The sequence below is a fragment of the Siminovitchia fortis genome (assembly GCF_007681465.1).
GTDB lineage: Bacteria > Bacillota > Bacilli > Bacillales > Bacillaceae_C > Siminovitchia > Siminovitchia fortis.
This window is the reverse complement of record NZ_VEKZ01000033.1, coordinates 1-14,602: the sequence shown is the minus strand read 5'-3', so window position 1 is coordinate 14,602 and position 14,602 is coordinate 1. Positions and strand designations below refer to the sequence as shown.

The 14,602-nt window shown below is 43.7% G+C and carries 13 protein-coding genes and 1 pseudogene; all 14 read right to left on the bottom strand.

The genetic code is table 11. The features are described from left to right. Positions 1-25: 25 nt before the first annotated feature. Positions 26-316: an AraC family transcriptional regulator gene (locus tag FS666_RS11555; protein ID WP_144462659.1), complete on the bottom strand. Its 291-nt coding sequence runs from the start codon at positions 314-316 to the stop codon at positions 26-28. Between the two features lie 104 nt (positions 317-420). Further along, positions 421-969 (bottom strand): annotated as a pseudogene (locus FS666_RS11550) (AAA family ATPase); the annotation flags it as partial. A 149-nt stretch (positions 970-1,118) separates the two neighbouring features. Then, positions 1,119-1,349: an RNA chaperone Hfq gene (gene hfq / locus FS666_RS11545; protein ID WP_018705022.1), complete on the bottom strand. Its 231-nt coding sequence runs from the start codon at positions 1,347-1,349 to the stop codon at positions 1,119-1,121. Positions 1,350-1,378: 29 nt separating this feature from the next. Continuing rightward, positions 1,379-2,332, bottom strand: coding sequence for a tRNA (adenosine(37)-N6)-dimethylallyltransferase MiaA (gene miaA, locus FS666_RS11540; RefSeq protein ID WP_120072359.1), 954 nt, complete (start codon positions 2,330-2,332; stop codon positions 1,379-1,381). Between the two features lie 176 nt (positions 2,333-2,508). Further along, entirely contained in the window at positions 2,509-4,005 is a 1,497-nt protein-coding gene (gene glpK / locus FS666_RS11535) for a glycerol kinase GlpK (protein WP_120072357.1), read from the bottom strand. Positions 4,006-4,095: 90 nt separating this feature from the next. Beyond that, positions 4,096-4,356, bottom strand: coding sequence for a hypothetical protein (locus FS666_RS11530; RefSeq protein ID WP_120072355.1), 261 nt, complete (start codon positions 4,354-4,356; stop codon positions 4,096-4,098). Positions 4,357-4,461: 105 nt separating this feature from the next. Further along, positions 4,462-6,336: a DNA mismatch repair endonuclease MutL gene (mutL, locus tag FS666_RS11525; protein ID WP_144462657.1), complete on the bottom strand. Its 1,875-nt coding sequence runs from the start codon at positions 6,334-6,336 to the stop codon at positions 4,462-4,464. 20 nt (positions 6,337-6,356) lie between these two features. Next, the gene (gene mutS / locus FS666_RS11520; RefSeq protein WP_390903357.1) at positions 6,357-8,936 is read right to left on the bottom strand and encodes a DNA mismatch repair protein MutS; all 2,580 of its coding nucleotides are present in this window, start codon (positions 8,934-8,936) and stop codon (positions 6,357-6,359) included. Between the two features lie 600 nt (positions 8,937-9,536). After that, positions 9,537-10,091, bottom strand: a complete 555-nt coding sequence (gene cotE / locus FS666_RS11515; protein WP_120072349.1) for an outer spore coat protein CotE — start codon at positions 10,089-10,091, stop codon at positions 9,537-9,539. 272 nt (positions 10,092-10,363) lie between these two features. Continuing rightward, complete coding sequence (locus FS666_RS11510) at positions 10,364-10,792, bottom strand: YlbF/YmcA family competence regulator (RefSeq protein ID WP_120072347.1); 429 nt, start codon at positions 10,790-10,792, stop codon at positions 10,364-10,366. A 1-nt stretch (position 10,793) separates the two neighbouring features. Further along, complete coding sequence (gene miaB, locus FS666_RS11505; protein WP_120072344.1) at positions 10,794-12,335, bottom strand: tRNA (N6-isopentenyl adenosine(37)-C2)-methylthiotransferase MiaB; 1,542 nt, start codon at positions 12,333-12,335, stop codon at positions 10,794-10,796. A gap of 279 nt (positions 12,336-12,614) precedes the next feature. After that, positions 12,615-12,866, bottom strand: coding sequence for a hypothetical protein (locus FS666_RS11500; protein ID WP_144463728.1), 252 nt, complete (start codon positions 12,864-12,866; stop codon positions 12,615-12,617). Positions 12,867-13,171: 305 nt separating this feature from the next. Continuing rightward, positions 13,172-13,432 carry a stage V sporulation protein SpoVS gene (spoVS, locus tag FS666_RS11495; protein WP_018705045.1) on the bottom strand — a complete coding sequence of 87 codons (261 nt, stop codon included), beginning with the start codon at positions 13,430-13,432 and terminating at the stop codon, positions 13,172-13,174. A gap of 138 nt (positions 13,433-13,570) precedes the next feature. Further along, positions 13,571-14,368 carry a TIGR00282 family metallophosphoesterase gene (locus tag FS666_RS11490; protein WP_120069851.1) on the bottom strand — a complete coding sequence of 266 codons (798 nt, stop codon included), beginning with the start codon at positions 14,366-14,368 and terminating at the stop codon, positions 13,571-13,573. Positions 14,369-14,602: the final 234 nt, after the last annotated feature.

Genomic DNA, 14,602 nt, shown 5'->3' with positions numbered 1-14,602 from the left:
TCTCATAAAACTTACGTTCCTAAAATTATTTCATTTGGTTAACAAAATTCAAGTGATCTATTCCCCTGTCCTTTAGCACTCTTTTTGAATATAAAGGAGAATATCCGTATTGCCTATAAATTTCATTTAGACTAAGCCTTTTGTTGATATGCAAATGATATATTTTTTCAAAATCTTTACTTCTCTTATTAAATGCAATATCAGGTAGTTTTAAAAGTTTGATATTGTTTTCGTTAAATAAAAGTTCTAAATCTTTTGTAGAAATCCCAATTTCTTTTTGGATTTCAAAAGGCGTTTTTAACATTTGGTGATTCAAATATACTAACTTGTCCAATAAATGTTGATACTTTTTCCATTGATAATCACTATACTCCCGCTTGGGAATATTAACTTTATCATTGGCATAAAAAATGAAACTTTGTTCTTTACAAGAGTGTCGATCGCCTCTTTTCCAAAATCTTTTTCACCGCCGCGTCCAAGCGAATATGCCTCATCTATGAATAAAATTCCCCCTGCCGCCTTTTTAACCAGATCACGGGTTTTTTGAGCTGTGTGACCGATGTACTCTCCAACAAGATCGGCTCTTTCCGCTTCAATTAAATGCCCCTTCGGCAAAACGCCCATCTTTTGAAAAAGCTTTCCTATCAGGCGGGCAACCGTCGTTTTCCCTGTTCCCGGATTTCCTTTGAACATCATATGAAGCGCCTGTGGGCTCGTCTTCAGACCGGCAGCCTCCCGTTTCTTATTTATATATATCCAGGCGTAAACTTCTTTTAACGTCTTTTTCACATCCTGCATGCCTACAAGTGCATTCATTTCCTCTTCAATTTCTCTTAATATGGCATGCTGGCTCGGCAAAGATTTTGCAGCAGCCGGCCTGCCCTCAATCTTTCTGGTTTTTTCGCGTTTCTGCACATTGAGCATTATACTGATCTGGCCGTTATTCTTCATCTTGATTGGTTCATCCACAGCTTCTCACCTCTCATTCAGACACAGTATACGCCCAATTATGTATTTGTGTTCCTGCCGCCTGATACAATTATATTAATATCAGGGTAAACTGATTCCTTAAGAAAAAAACACGTACACCATAACGGTGCACGCAGTTGGGTGGTTTCCTATTGTTCCTCGTAATTTATCTGAACGTTTCTCTGTGGAGAAAATGTAGAAATCGCATGTTTAAATACTAGCTGCTGCTTGCCTTCTGTTTCGAATAATACGGTAAAATTGTCAAACCCCTTCACCTGCCCGCGGAGTTGAAAACCGTTCAAGAGGAAAACAGTGACAGGGATTCCTTCTTTGCGCAATTGATTTAAAAATTGATCTTGAATATTGACTGGTTGTTTCAATCTGATAGCCTCCTCTTTTTCTCTATTAGTTATGTATTCGATTTTAATTCTAGCTTTCCTGCTATAAAATCAATAATTTGCTCTATTTTGTTCAAGTGTTCCCCTTCATTGGTCATGTCAAACCATGTCACATCCATTTTATTGCGGAACCAGGTAAATTGGCGCTTTGCGTAGCGCCGGGTGTTTTTCTTTAACAAATCGACCGCTTGCTCTAACGTCAAGTTGCCTGCAAAATACTCATATAATTCCTTATATCCGATCGCCTGGACAGATTGGGTATCGCGGATGCCTTTGTCATAAAAATACCTTGCCTCCTCCAATAGCCCTTCTTCCATCATCAAATCTACCCGTTTATTGATCCGTTTATACAATTTTTCACGATCCATGCTTAACCCGATTAATGCAATATCATACAAAAGTTCGTGGTTTTGGGCTTTTGGCTGATCACTCTTTCTTTTCCCGGTCAAATGGTGGATTTCCAAAGCGCGGATAACCCTTTTAACGTTATTTGGGTGAATGCCCTCGGCGCTGCTTGGGTCGACAGCCTGTAATTCCTTGTATAGCTCCGCACCTTCTCCAGCAGCAGCCCTTTTCTCCAATTCGGACCTGTATGCAGGGTCCCCTTCCGTTTCTGTAAATCGGTAATCATAAAGGACCGACTGTACATAAAGTCCCGTACCTCCTACGATGAGCGGGACAGAACCCCGGGCAGTGATCTCATCGATTTTCTGCCTGACAACGGATTGAAACTCGGCGACCGAAAAGGGCTCATCAGGCTCCCGTATATCCAGCAGATGATGCGGAATGCCTTCCATTTCTTCAGGCCGGATTTTAGCCGTACCGATATCCATGCCTTTATATACCTGCATGGAATCTCCGCTGATGATTTCAGAACCGAATGCTTTTGCTATTTCAATGCTTGCTTTTGTTTTGCCGACTGCTGTAGGCCCTACGAGAACAATCAGCTTTTTTTTGCTATTCAATTGTCTCACTGCTTTCTAGATTGCTTATTCTCATATTAACAGAAGTCGACTTTTTATCAAAATATCTTAATACCCGGGAAAAACGGTTACCAAAGAATGTAAACTGATTAATGCCAAAACATAAAATTTCATTCGCCCGAACATGGACCAAAAGCGGGAACCGTTTTTAAGGCCAATTACGAAGGTTTAAATACAGTGGCGGCTTTAACAGCTGTCTTCCAGCCTTTGTACAATTTTATCGATTCCTCTTCAGGCATATTGGGAAGGAATTCTTGATCCAAAGACCATTTTACCCCGATTTCTTTTTTATCTTTCCAAAAACCGACAGCAAGCCCCGCCAAATAAGCGGCACCTAAAGCGGTTGTTTCATTGATTTGCGGCCTTTCCACTTCAACCCTCAGCAAATCGCTCTGAAATTGCATCAGAAAGTTATTTCTCACCGCACCGCCGTCAACACGAAGCTTCTTCAGGGAAATGCCGGAATCCGCTTCCATCGCCATCAGGACATCTTTTGTCTGATACGCAAGCGACTCAAGCGTCGCACGGATAAAATGCTCTTTGGAGGTTCCTCTTGTCAGCCCGAAAATCGCACCGCGCACATCACTGTCCCAATAAGGTGTCCCCAGCCCCACAAATGCCGGAACAACATACACGCCGTCTGAAGATTCCACCTTCATAGCGTATTCTTCGCTGGAAGGAGAGTCATCAATCATTCTCAGCCCGTCCCTTAACCATTGAATGGCGGATCCTGCGACAAAAATACTGCCTTCAAGTGCATATTCCACTCTTCCTTCCAGCCCCCAGGCTATCGTCGTCAGCAGCCCGTGATTCGACATGACAGGCTTTTCACCTGTGTTCATCAACATAAAACAGCCTGTTCCATAAGTGTTCTTTGCCATTCCCGTATCAAAGCAAGCATGCCCGAACAAGGCAGCCTGCTGATCTCCCGCAGCTCCGGCAATCGGCACTTCCTGCTGAAAGAAATGCTGCGGCACTGTCCGGCTGTATATTTCAGAGGAAGGCCTGACTTCCGGAAGCATCGGAGAGGGAACTTCCAGGATATCCAATAATTCTTCATCCCACTCCAACGTATGAATATTGAACATCAAAGTCCTCGACGCATTTGAATAATCGGTTACATGCGTCTTGCCGCCAGAAAGCTTCCAAATGATCCAGGAATCCATCGTGCCAAACAGCAATTGGCCGCTCCTTGCTTTTTCTTTTGCGCCATCGACATGATCAAGGATCCATTTCACTTTCGTTCCTGAAAAATACGGATCGATCAATAGTCCTGTCTTTTTTCTGAATTTTTCTTCGAAACCGAGTTCACGCAATTTCCTACAAATCGACTCGGTTTGCCTTGATTGCCATACGATTGCGTTATAGATCGGTTGTCCTGTGAATTTGTCCCAAATGACTGTTGTTTCCCTCTGGTTAGTAATGCCTATGCCTGCAACCTGTGAGGGGTTCACCCTCGCCTCGGTCAGGCAGGATACGATTACAGCCAATACCGAACCCCAAATTTCATTCGCATCATGCTCCACCCAGCCGGGATGCGGGAAATACTGCGTAAATTCCCTTTGAGATATATTGACCACTTCACCATTTTTATTAAAAAGAATGGCCCTTGTACTTGTTGTACCCTGGTCAATAGCCATTATGTAAGTTTCCATAGGTTTCTTCTCCCTTCCAATATTTATATATTATAGCGATACGAATGGCAGAACGTATAAAAAAATCAAGCATCCAAACTGATGCTTGATTTATTTGCCGTAATAGGCTATGCCGATGGAAACGATCAACACAACAAACATCAATGCCGCGTACATCCATGACAGCCTTTTAATATTATACTTTAATGAAGTTTTTTCATAATCATGGGATCGCGCCAATTCATTTTCAACGGTATCCCCTTCCTCTTCATATTGTTTCATTTGTCTCGAAACGTCTTTCCCCACCAGAAATGTTCCGACAAGAGCAGCTATACTCACGATAACCCCGGCAATGATCATATAAGCAGTCATATCTTTCACTCCTTGATATCCTTACCACCATTATACCGCTTTACCGAAATATTTCATTGATTATGAAAAAAATCTGTTACAAAATAGAGATTTTTTCCTTGCAGGCTACATAATCCGCTTAAACATTTTCTCCATGTCTTTAATGGAAAAGTGCACAATGATCGGCCTGCCGTGCGGGCAGGTGAATGGATCTTCCGCCCTCCGCAATTCATCCAACAGAGCCTGGATTTCATCGTCGCGCAAATAGCGGTTCGCCTTGATGGCAGCCTTGCAGCTCATCATGATTGCCGCTTCTTCACGAAGCTTCTTGATATCAATCTTACTCATTGAAAGCAGCTGCTCGATCATTTCTTCGATGACTGTCTGTTCCTGCCCCTTTGGAAACCATGCCGGATGTGATCTGACTATAAAGCTGTTCATCCCGAAATCTTCCAAAAAGATGCCTACAGACTGAAGTTCTTCTAAATGCTCTTTGATTTTCAAGTATTCGTCGACCGAAAACTCCAAGGTGAGCGGAACGAGCAGCTGTTGCAGGTCGCTCGTGAATTTTCCGACCTTTTCGCGGAAATATTCGTATTTGATCCTTTCCTGAGCGGCATGCTGGTCGATCATATACAAGCCAAGTTCATTTTGTGCGAATATATAGGTGCCATGCATTTGGCCGATTGGATAAAGCGCGGGAAAGCGTTCTTTTTGACGGGCTGTTTCTTCAACCTCATCAATTGCTGTGCTTTCAGGTTCTTCACTCTTTTCAATCGTTTGAACGTTCAATTCATTTGTTTTCGAAATTTGGGCAGCGGGTTCATACTCAACAGGATCATACAGCTTCTTCATTTCCGCTGCAGGCGGCAGTTTCTCTTTGTTATAGGCAGGGGCTGCGGGCGGCCTCCATTCTGTCTTGGGCCGATTTTCTTCAGCAGGCTCCAGCTTGAATTCCGGCTGGAAACTCACAGTCTTCTTTTTTGGTGTTGGCACAGCACCGGAAGGGATGAGCTGCTCCTTTTTAAATGCCTGCTTGATTGTTTCAGTGACGAATTCTTTTAATTCCTGCTCTTTACTTAATCTGACTTCCAATTTTGCAGGATGGACATTTACATCAACTAAAATCGGATCCATTTCGACTGATAGAAGAGCGATGGGAAACCGCCCGATGGGCAGAAGCGTATGATAGCCTTCCAGAATCGCTTTCACAAGTGAATAGTTTTTGATAAACCGGCCGTTGATCATCGTTGATAGGTAGTTCCGGGATGCCCGCGTAATTTCGGGGCGGGCAATAAACCCTGACACCGAAAAGTCCAATGATTTGGCACTTATTTGAATCATATCCCTGGCAACGTTTTTTCCATAGATGGCTGACAGGACCTGCCTTATGTCTCCGTTTCCATTTGTATGAAGCAAATTTCTTCCGTCATGGCTCAGGCGGATGGAAACTTCCGGATGGGCCAGCGCCAAGCGGTTGGCCACGTCAGTAATATGCCCGATTTCAGTATGAAGGGTCTTAACATACTTCAGCCGGGCAGGCGTATTGAAAAACAAGTCGGAAACCGTGATGTCCGTCCCTTTTCGTGAAGGAGCTTTTTCATGGCTGATCAGTTTCCCGCCTTCCAGAACCGCTTTCGTACCGTCTTCCCCTTCCCTTGCTGTAACTATCGTCAAGCGCGAAACAGAGGCGATGCTCGGAAGGGCTTCTCCCCTGAAACCGAGAGTGCGGATGCGGAACAGATCATGCTCATCTTTGATTTTACTCGTCGCATGTCTTTTAAATGCCGAGACAATATCTTCTTCGCCTATGCCTTTGCCATTATCAATGACACGAATTTCGCCAAGGCCCGCTTCTTTTATATTAATTTCAACAATGGTGCTGCCCGCATCAACAGAATTTTCCACCAGCTCTTTTACAACAGAGGCAGGGCGCTCGACAACTTCACCGGCGGCTATTTTGTTGGACAGGGCGTCATCCAGCTCTATGATTTCACGCATCGTTTGCTCCTCCCCCTGAGTTATTTCCTTAATTTTTTCTGCAGCGAAAACAGGACATTCAAAGCTTGCAGTGGGTTCATTTCAAGCAAGTTCAAACTCTCGATTTCTTTTAAAACCTTCTTCCCATGCTTATCAGCGCCCGTTTCCTTCGGTTCGGAGAAAAAGGCCAATTGCTCATTCGAAGCAGCCCCAGTTTCTTTAATTTCTTCCCTTGAAACAGAAGCGGTATTTTTCTTGCCATTGGTCTTTTCCAGCTGGCTTAAAATTTCTTCTGCACGCCGGATGAGCGTTCCGGGCAGTTCCGCCAGCTCAGCCACATGGATACCATAACTTTTGTCGGCGGCGCCATCCTTCACTTTATGCAGAAAGACGAGTTTGCCTTGGTGTTCCGCTGCGCTAACATGGACATTTTTTAAATGGGGTAACTGCTTATCCAATCCTGTCAGTTCATGGTAATGGGTTGAGAACAACGTTTTGGCACCGATCTGCTCATGGATATGTTCAATGATCGCCTGGGCGAGCGCCATCCCGTCATAAGTGGAAGTGCCGCGCCCGATTTCATCGAATAATATCAAACTGTTTTTAGTCGCATTTGTAATGGCATTTTTCGCTTCCAGCATTTCAACCATAAACGTGCTCTGCCCCGAAATCAGATCGTCTGCTGCACCGATTCTCGTAAAAATTTGGTCAAAGATTGGAAGCTTCGCTTTTGACGCAGGTACGAAACATCCGATTTGCGCCATAATTGCCGTTAGGGCCACCTGTCTCATATACGTACTTTTACCTGACATATTCGGTCCCGTAATGAGAAGCATTTCCCTTTTATCATCCATGATGCAGTCGTTTGGAACATATTCTTGCGAACCCATCACTTTTTCTACCACCGGGTGCCTTCCGTCTTCAAGGATCAGTTCACGGCTGAAATGGAGCTCCGGCTTCACATAATGCCTTGCTTCGCTGACAGTTGCAAAGCTTTGGTAAATATCAATCTCGCTGATGATTTTTGCTGTTTTTTGCAGCCTTGGGATAAATTGTTTTACTTGATCCCGCAGATCCAGAAATAAATCGTACTCCAGTTCAATGGATCTTTCATCCGCCTGAAGAATCAAAGCTTCTTTTTCTTTTAGTTCGGGTGTGATAAATCTTTCGGCATTCGTCAATGTCTGCTTTCGCTCATACTGGCCTTCTTCAAGGAACTTCACATTGGCTCTTGTCACTTCGATATAATAGCCAAATACCCGGTTATAGCCCACTTTCAATGATTTAATGCCGGTTTTTTCACGCTCGTCCTTTTCCAATGCGGCAATCCAGCTTTTGCCGTTTCGGCTCGCATCGCGGTATTTGTCCAATTTTTCATTATAGCCGTCTTTGATGATGCCGCCTTCTTTGACGGATATCGGCGGATTTTCCGCCACTGCCCGTTCGAGCAAATCAGTCAGTTCTTCACAAGGGTCAAGCGACTGGGCGAGTCTGTCCGTTTCGTCGTTTCCCATATCTTCTATCAAGCTCCGAATCGCCGGGATCTGCATCAGTGATTTTTTTAATTGGATGAAATCACGTGCATTTGCGTTTCCGAAAGCCACTCTTCCGGCCAGCCGCTCCAAATCATAGACGCCTTTTAATAGCTCCTGCAAATCAAGGCGTTCGAAATAATGTTCGATGAATAACTCTACCAAGAGCAGGCGCTTTTCAATGATTGATTTGCTGATCAGCGGCCTGTCAAGCCATTGCCTGAGCAGGCGCCCTCCCATTGCAGTGGACGTTTCGTCCAGCAGCCAAAGCAGCGTTCCTTTTTTGTCTTTTCCGCGGATGGGCTCTGTAATCTCCAAGTTTCTTTTGGAATAAAAATCTATTTTCATAAATTGGTTGTTTTCATAGATTGCAAATGGCTGCAAATGATCGAGACCGCGCTTTTGTGTTTTTTTCAAATAATGAAGCAGCCGCCCGGCCGGCTCCCGCAGCTCTTTAGCATTCAGCTTTTGAAGAATGTGCTGGAACTCATCGTGAATATAGGAGTTTTCTTCATAAGAAATGACGGCCTGGCATCTTTCTTTTATTTTTCCAAGAAGGCTTTTATCTTCATCCGGACATGAAACAACTTCTTTTGCACCGATTGTTGCCAGTTCATCCAAAAGCAGATCAACCGAACCTTCCAGCAACGTTACCATGCTCTCTCCGGTTGAAAGGTCTGTATAGGCAATTCCGTATGACTGATTATTGAAACTGGCGATTGCGGCGATGTAATTATTTTCCTTTGCTGCAATGCCTTTTCCATCCATCACTGTCCCGGGGGTGATCAGCTGGACAACTTCACGTTTGACCACGCCCTTGGCATGCTTGGGATCTTCCGTCTGTTCGCAAATAGCCACTTTATATCCTTTTTGAATTAATTTCTCAATATAGCCCACAGCAGAATGATGCGGAACACCACACATCGGTATTCTTTCTTCCGATCCGCCGTCTCTGCTTGTTAAGGTGATTTCCAGTTCCTGGGATGCCTTCAGTGCATCATCAAAAAACAGCTCGTAAAAGTCGCCGAGACGAAAAAATAAAAAGGCATCCTGGTACTCTGCCTTTATTTTTAAATATTGCTGTATCATTGGTGTATACTGCTGACCCATATGTACCCGTTTCCTTTCCATTCGAACACTTAGACTGATTATATCATACCATTAGTGGAGCAGCTGTTTCCAACAAGAAAAGCGCAAACGCTCGTTTAGCGACGTACAAACGGAAATGCGGAAGACGGCTGTTTAGGGGCGACAAGCGCTGGAGGGCAATCCAGTGAAGTCGTTCTTTGACTTCATTGGATTGACCGAAGCGACCTCGAGCCCCTGCCGTCTGAAGCTAGACACTGGAGCACTCCGCAATGAGATAAAGGATAAGGAAAGGCGGAGAGTGCCTGCTTATCGGCGCAAAGCTAGACTACGCTTGCGAAGGCGTAGTTTGCCTTCAGCAGCGATTGGCTTAATCCTTGCGCCGATGGCACTCGGAGCCGATGTTGACTTATCGTAGTGCTCTGAGCCCTCTTCCTCGAATAAACATCCACACAGAAAAAGCGAAGCTTTTTCGAGGAAAGGAGGCGCGAAGTTTGCTAGTCGCTGAGCGCTGGAGCTAGACAAAGAAAAGTTATCCACAGACATGAAATTTTTATAATTTCCTGGGCAAATAAAAAAACCGGGAGCCCTCCCGGTCTACACTTATTCCTCTTCATGTGCCACCAAAAAATCCGGGTCAATTTCCTCGAATTCTTTGTCATCCAACTCATCTTCCAATTCATCTTCCCAATCATCGTCATCAGAGGAGCATTTATCATGGATGGCGACACATACTTTCGTTTCACCGATGACTTCAACAAGGAATTCCCTTTCCACATTGACGAGTATTCTGTTCCCCTTCTTTGATATGACAGCTTCGACACAATTTGGCTGTTGGAGCACTTTGGCAGAGACGATCTTATCATCCAGACAATCAGGGTCACGGTATTTAAGTTTGATTACATCTTTATAATCAATTTTTTCGGTCACCACAGATGTCTTTGTGTTATCATGATGGGAATACCAAACATTAATATCAAAAGAGCCGGAGACTTCGACATTCTTGCCTACTTTCCGTGCTTCGTATTTATGGTTGATAATCCAACAGCCCAGTATGCTCGAAGGATGGTGTGGCGGGTTGATCGTATGATTGGACAATGTCATTTTACGCCCTTTCGCAACGACCGCTTTCGTTATAATTTCTCTATATTCTGCCATTCGAGCGAAACCTCCTCATTCATTTTCATTTCATCGTATGCATTCATCTGGACTCCTGTGCTTAATTTGCCTGTCGCCAGCCGCCTATATTTAGGCAATTATCCAGTGTCGGCTTTAGGTATTTGGCGGATTTTTCCTGTTTATCATATAGATACATTGAGAGCCTGATTTGCACATTATAAATTATGGCATCTGTCATGAATGGGTGTTTGTCCAACAAAAAGAGCCCCCGCCCAAATGGGCGAGAGCTCCCGGATTGTTTTATGGTTAAATCAAGAACAGCCGGAAGGGCTGTTTTTCAGTTTTGATCCCGTTTCCCCTGTCAGCAGATCACCGCCTGTGGAAACGAGAATTTCATCTGTGACTTTATTCGAAATGGCGCTTGCCACCATTTGAAGCAAATCGTTGACATCCGTTTGCGATTGCTTAAACTCTTGAACAATAGGAATTTCATCCAATTCCTTTTCAAGTTTTTCAAGTTTCTCTTCAACAAGCTTCAGTGCACGGTCTTTTTCGTAATGTTGAAAATTGACCGCCTGCTTTTGTAAGCTTTTGATACTTGCAATCATTTCCCTGACTTTTTGATTTTCGTTAATTTGAGCCTCTGCGCGTTTAAAGAAGTCCACTTCTTCCGTATTGGCGATCATTCTTGCCAATTCATGCGCACGCTCAACGATATCCTCTTTTGTATACTTTGCCATCTTAGTTCACCTCTGCAGCTTCTCGTTCTTCCACCATTACTCCATCCAGCGTCCAAGTTTTTGCCTCAACAATTTTTACATTGACCAATTTTCCGATTGCAGACTTCGGTCCTTTGAAATTGACAAGTTTATTTTTACGGGTATATCCTGCTAGAACGTCAGGATTATTTTTGCTTTCGCCTTCAACAAGCACTTCCACAACCTGGCCCTCATATTTTTTCATTGCTTCTGCGGAAAGTTCGTTTACTAATTGGTTTAGGCGCTGCAGTCTCTCTTTCTTTACTTCCATCGACACATTATCTTTCATTTTTGCCGCCGGAGTGCCGTCACGCGGTGAATAGATGAAAGTATAGGCTGTTTCGAATCCGACTTCCTTGTACAGCGTCAACGTTTCTTCAAATTGCTCATCCGTTTCATTAGGGAAACCGACGATAATGTCTGTTGACAAGGAAACATCCGGGATGGCAGCTTTTATCTTTCTCACAAGTTCGAGATATTGTTCACGGTTATAGACACGTCCCATAATTTTTAAAATATCACTGGAACCTGATTGAACCGGCAAATGGATATGCTCCATCATATTTCCTTTTTTCGCCAGGACCTCGATAAGACGATCGTCAAAGTCACGCGGATGGCTGGTTGTAAAACGGATGCGAGGGATATCGACCTTTCTTAACTCATCCATCAGGTCTCCAAGGCCGTACTCCATATCATCGAAATCTTTTCCGTACGCATTGACGTTTTGGCCAAGAAGAGTGATTTCTTTATACCCCTGGGCGGCCAAGTGGCGGACTTCCTGGATGATATCTTCCGGACGTCTGCTCCTTTCTTTGCCGCGGGTATATGGAACGATACAGTACGTGCAGAACTTGTCACATCCATACATAATGTTGACCCACGCCTTAATATTGCCCATACGGACTTTCGGGAGATTCTCGATGATGTCCCCTTCTTTAGACCATACTTCGATGACCATTTCCTTGGACATATATGCTTCATTTAAAATGTGCGGCAGTCGATGAATGTTGTGCGTTCCGAAAATCATGTCGACAAATTGGTGTTTTTCCAAAATTCGGTTGACAACTGATTCTTCCTGTGACATACATCCGCACACGCCGATCAAAAGACCGGGCTTTTCCAATTTCAGCGACTTCAAATGGCCGAGTTCGCCGAAGACTTTGTTTTCCGCATTTTCACGGATAGCGCAAGTATTCAAAAGAATGACATCTGCATCCTCGACAGTTTCAGTATGTTCGTAACCCAGCCCCATAAAAATGCCCGCCATAACCTCGGTGTCATGCTCATTCATTTGGCAGCCGTACGTACGGATATAAAACTTTCTACCTTCTCCCATACCAAGAAACTGTTCGGGAATCTCAAAGTCTTTATGATATTTGACCTCTTCCCGTCCCCTCTTTCTCGCATCTTTCAAGGAAGGAGGCATATAGACAGTTTGGAAATACTTGCTGTAATCCTTCTCTTTTGTTTCAGAGGAGGCGCTTTGCTGCACTTGCTTGCTTTCCAAACGCTGCTTCTCGTTCATAAAAATCCCCTTTCTAATTTATAAACACAAATTCGGCCTATTAAGAGCCAAAACGGATTTAGATGCAATGCAGGATTTTTCCATACATTCTATTAGTATAATGCCTTTTTTTTTTGAATACAACAGGAGGGTACTTTTGTAGACAATTATTCGGAAATACATAATGGATAGGACCAAATTACCTTACATAAAAACTGTGAAAAGCACGAATCATTTTATGTATTTTGAGGATGACTGATAGGCATAAATGTCTGCCTTAAAAAAAGAGCTTTTTCAGCCCTATTTGGAATCCTTATGATTATTATACATTAAATTTTTCCCACCACTGTACAGGCCACTCGCAGACAAACCGAGCATCAATCCGATAATGATCCCTTCTTTAACATTTGGAGTAATGAAAAAGATACCGAATGCAAGTCCCAAAACAATTGCTGCCAATGGAGAATATTTCACTGGGAACCCATATCTTTTTAACAGTTGAACGATTCCAATGATCAAAGGAACGATAGCAACATTATATATTTCAAACATAGATGCACCACCTTTTTTAGTTCGGCATTCTTGTACTATATTTATACGCGTAAAAAAATATCTTTGAACTAAGCTAAAGAATTAATTTTTAGCCACATCAAGAGCCTGCCTGCATTGCAATGCTGGAGGAACTCTGTTGGAGGCGTGCTTTTCCCACAGTATTAACTGCATGTGACCTTCGAAGCAATAATCTATAATGCATTATTTTTCAAACAAAAAAGCCGGTTCCTTATGCTGGATTCGGCTTTCAAAATTTCACTTATATAAAACCCGTTGCAATGAAACAGGCCTTTTATATATTTTCACTATCTCGGTTCCACGATCAGTTTTATTGCAGTCCGTTCTTCTCCATCAATCAGAATGTCCGTGAAAGCGGGAATACATATTAAATCTACACCGCCGGGGGCGACAAATCCTCTTGCAATTGCAACAGCCTTTACTGCCTGATTCAAAGCCCCGGCCCCTATTGCCTGTATCTCCGCCCCGCCTCTTTCACGGAGAACCCCTGCCAACGCGCCCGCTACAGAATTTGGATTGGATTTTGCTGAAACTTTTAATATCTCCATTTCCTGTTCCTCCTTGTCATTTCCCCATATCGATTGCTGTAAGCCAAGCAACCGCGGTAGACCTTTCCACTGATACTATATTCGCGGAATGGAGGAACTATTCCGGTTTGTCCGAAACTGAAAATGAAGGAGGAGGCGTCAGTCCTTAAAAAAAGGCCGGTCGTCATTAATCATAATCCGTGCGATCGATCTTGCCTTACCTGTTTCCTTGTTCACTTGTATGAGACAGGCGCTGAGTTGCTTTCTTCCTGTTTTGGGAACCTCAAAGCGTGCTGGCAATGAGGTCTGGAAGCGATACAAGACGGCGTGTTTATCCATACCAAGAATTTCGTCGTACGGGCCTGTCATGCCAACATCAGTGAGATATGCAGTCCCGGCAGGAAGGATTCTTTCGTCTGCAGTTTGCACGTGTGTATGAGTGCCGATGACAGCCGTTACTTTTCCGTCAAGGAACCAGCCCATTGCCTGCTTTTCACTCGTCGCTTCTGCGTGGAAATCGACAAAAATGATATTTGTGCGGGTCTTTGCTATTTCGATCAACTCTTCCGCTTTTTTAAACGGACAGTCAAGCGGCGGCATAAAAGTACGGCCCTGAAGATTAATGACCGCAGCTTCTATATCATTCAGCCTTAAAAACACCATTCCGGTTCCGGGAGCTTCCGGAAAATTGGCGGGCCTCGTCATATATTTGGCTGTGTCTATAAAATCGAAAATGCCTTTGTTATCCCAGGCATGATTGCCCAGCGTTACCGCATTTGCTCCGGCTTCAAGCAATTGTTTGTATATGGATTCGGTTATTCCTCTTCCTCCGGCGCTGTTTTCGCCGTTTACGATGGTAATCTGCGGTTTGTAATGGGCTTTTAATTTCGGCAAATATTCTTTGACCATTTCCCTTCCCATTGAACCGACAACATCACCGACAAATAAAATATTCATTAAATGCTCCTTCTTTTCTAAAAAACTGGTTACACTGATTGTACACAATAATTTATTTTATATAAACCAAAAGTATTGGTAGAGTAGAAAACAGGAATTAGATATTGCCTTCTTTGTCCTCGGGTTTCAGGGTGTTCCACCTTACTAAGCCAGACAAGAGGGCAATTCCTTTTCCTGCTCCCCCTCATCAAACCGTACGTGAAGTTTTCCCTCATACGGCTTTCCGACGTTCTT

What these genes read in the sequence shown, in the direction of transcription:
- glpK (WP_120072357.1), bottom strand. Translation starts at nt 4,005, where the DNA reads ATGGAAACTTACATAATGGCTATTGACCAGGGTACAACAAGTACAAGG.
- FS666_RS11530 (WP_120072355.1), bottom strand. Translation starts at nt 4,356, where the DNA reads ATGACTGCTTATATGATCATTGCCGGGGTTATCGTGAGTATAGCTGCT.
- mutL (WP_144462657.1), bottom strand. Translation starts at nt 6,336, where the DNA reads ATGCGTGAAATCATAGAGCTGGATGACGCCCTGTCCAACAAAATAGCC.
- mutS (WP_390903357.1), bottom strand. Translation starts at nt 8,936, where the DNA reads ATGATACAGCAATATTTAAAAATAAAGGCAGAGTACCAGGATGCCTTT.
- cotE (WP_120072349.1), bottom strand. Translation starts at nt 10,091, where the DNA reads ATGGCAGAATATAGAGAAATTATAACGAAAGCGGTCGTTGCGAAAGGG.
- FS666_RS11510 (WP_120072347.1), bottom strand. Translation starts at nt 10,792, where the DNA reads ATGGCAAAGTATACAAAAGAGGATATCGTTGAGCGTGCGCATGAATTG.
- miaB (WP_120072344.1), bottom strand. Translation starts at nt 12,335, where the DNA reads ATGAACGAGAAGCAGCGTTTGGAAAGCAAGCAAGTGCAGCAAAGCGCC.
- FS666_RS11500 (WP_144463728.1), bottom strand. Translation starts at nt 12,866, where the DNA reads ATGTTTGAAATATATAATGTTGCTATCGTTCCTTTGATCATTGGAATC.
- spoVS (WP_018705045.1), bottom strand. Translation starts at nt 13,432, where the DNA reads ATGGAGATATTAAAAGTTTCAGCAAAATCCAATCCAAATTCTGTAGCG.
- FS666_RS11490 (WP_120069851.1), bottom strand. Translation starts at nt 14,368, where the DNA reads ATGAATATTTTATTTGTCGGTGATGTTGTCGGTTCAATGGGAAGGGAA.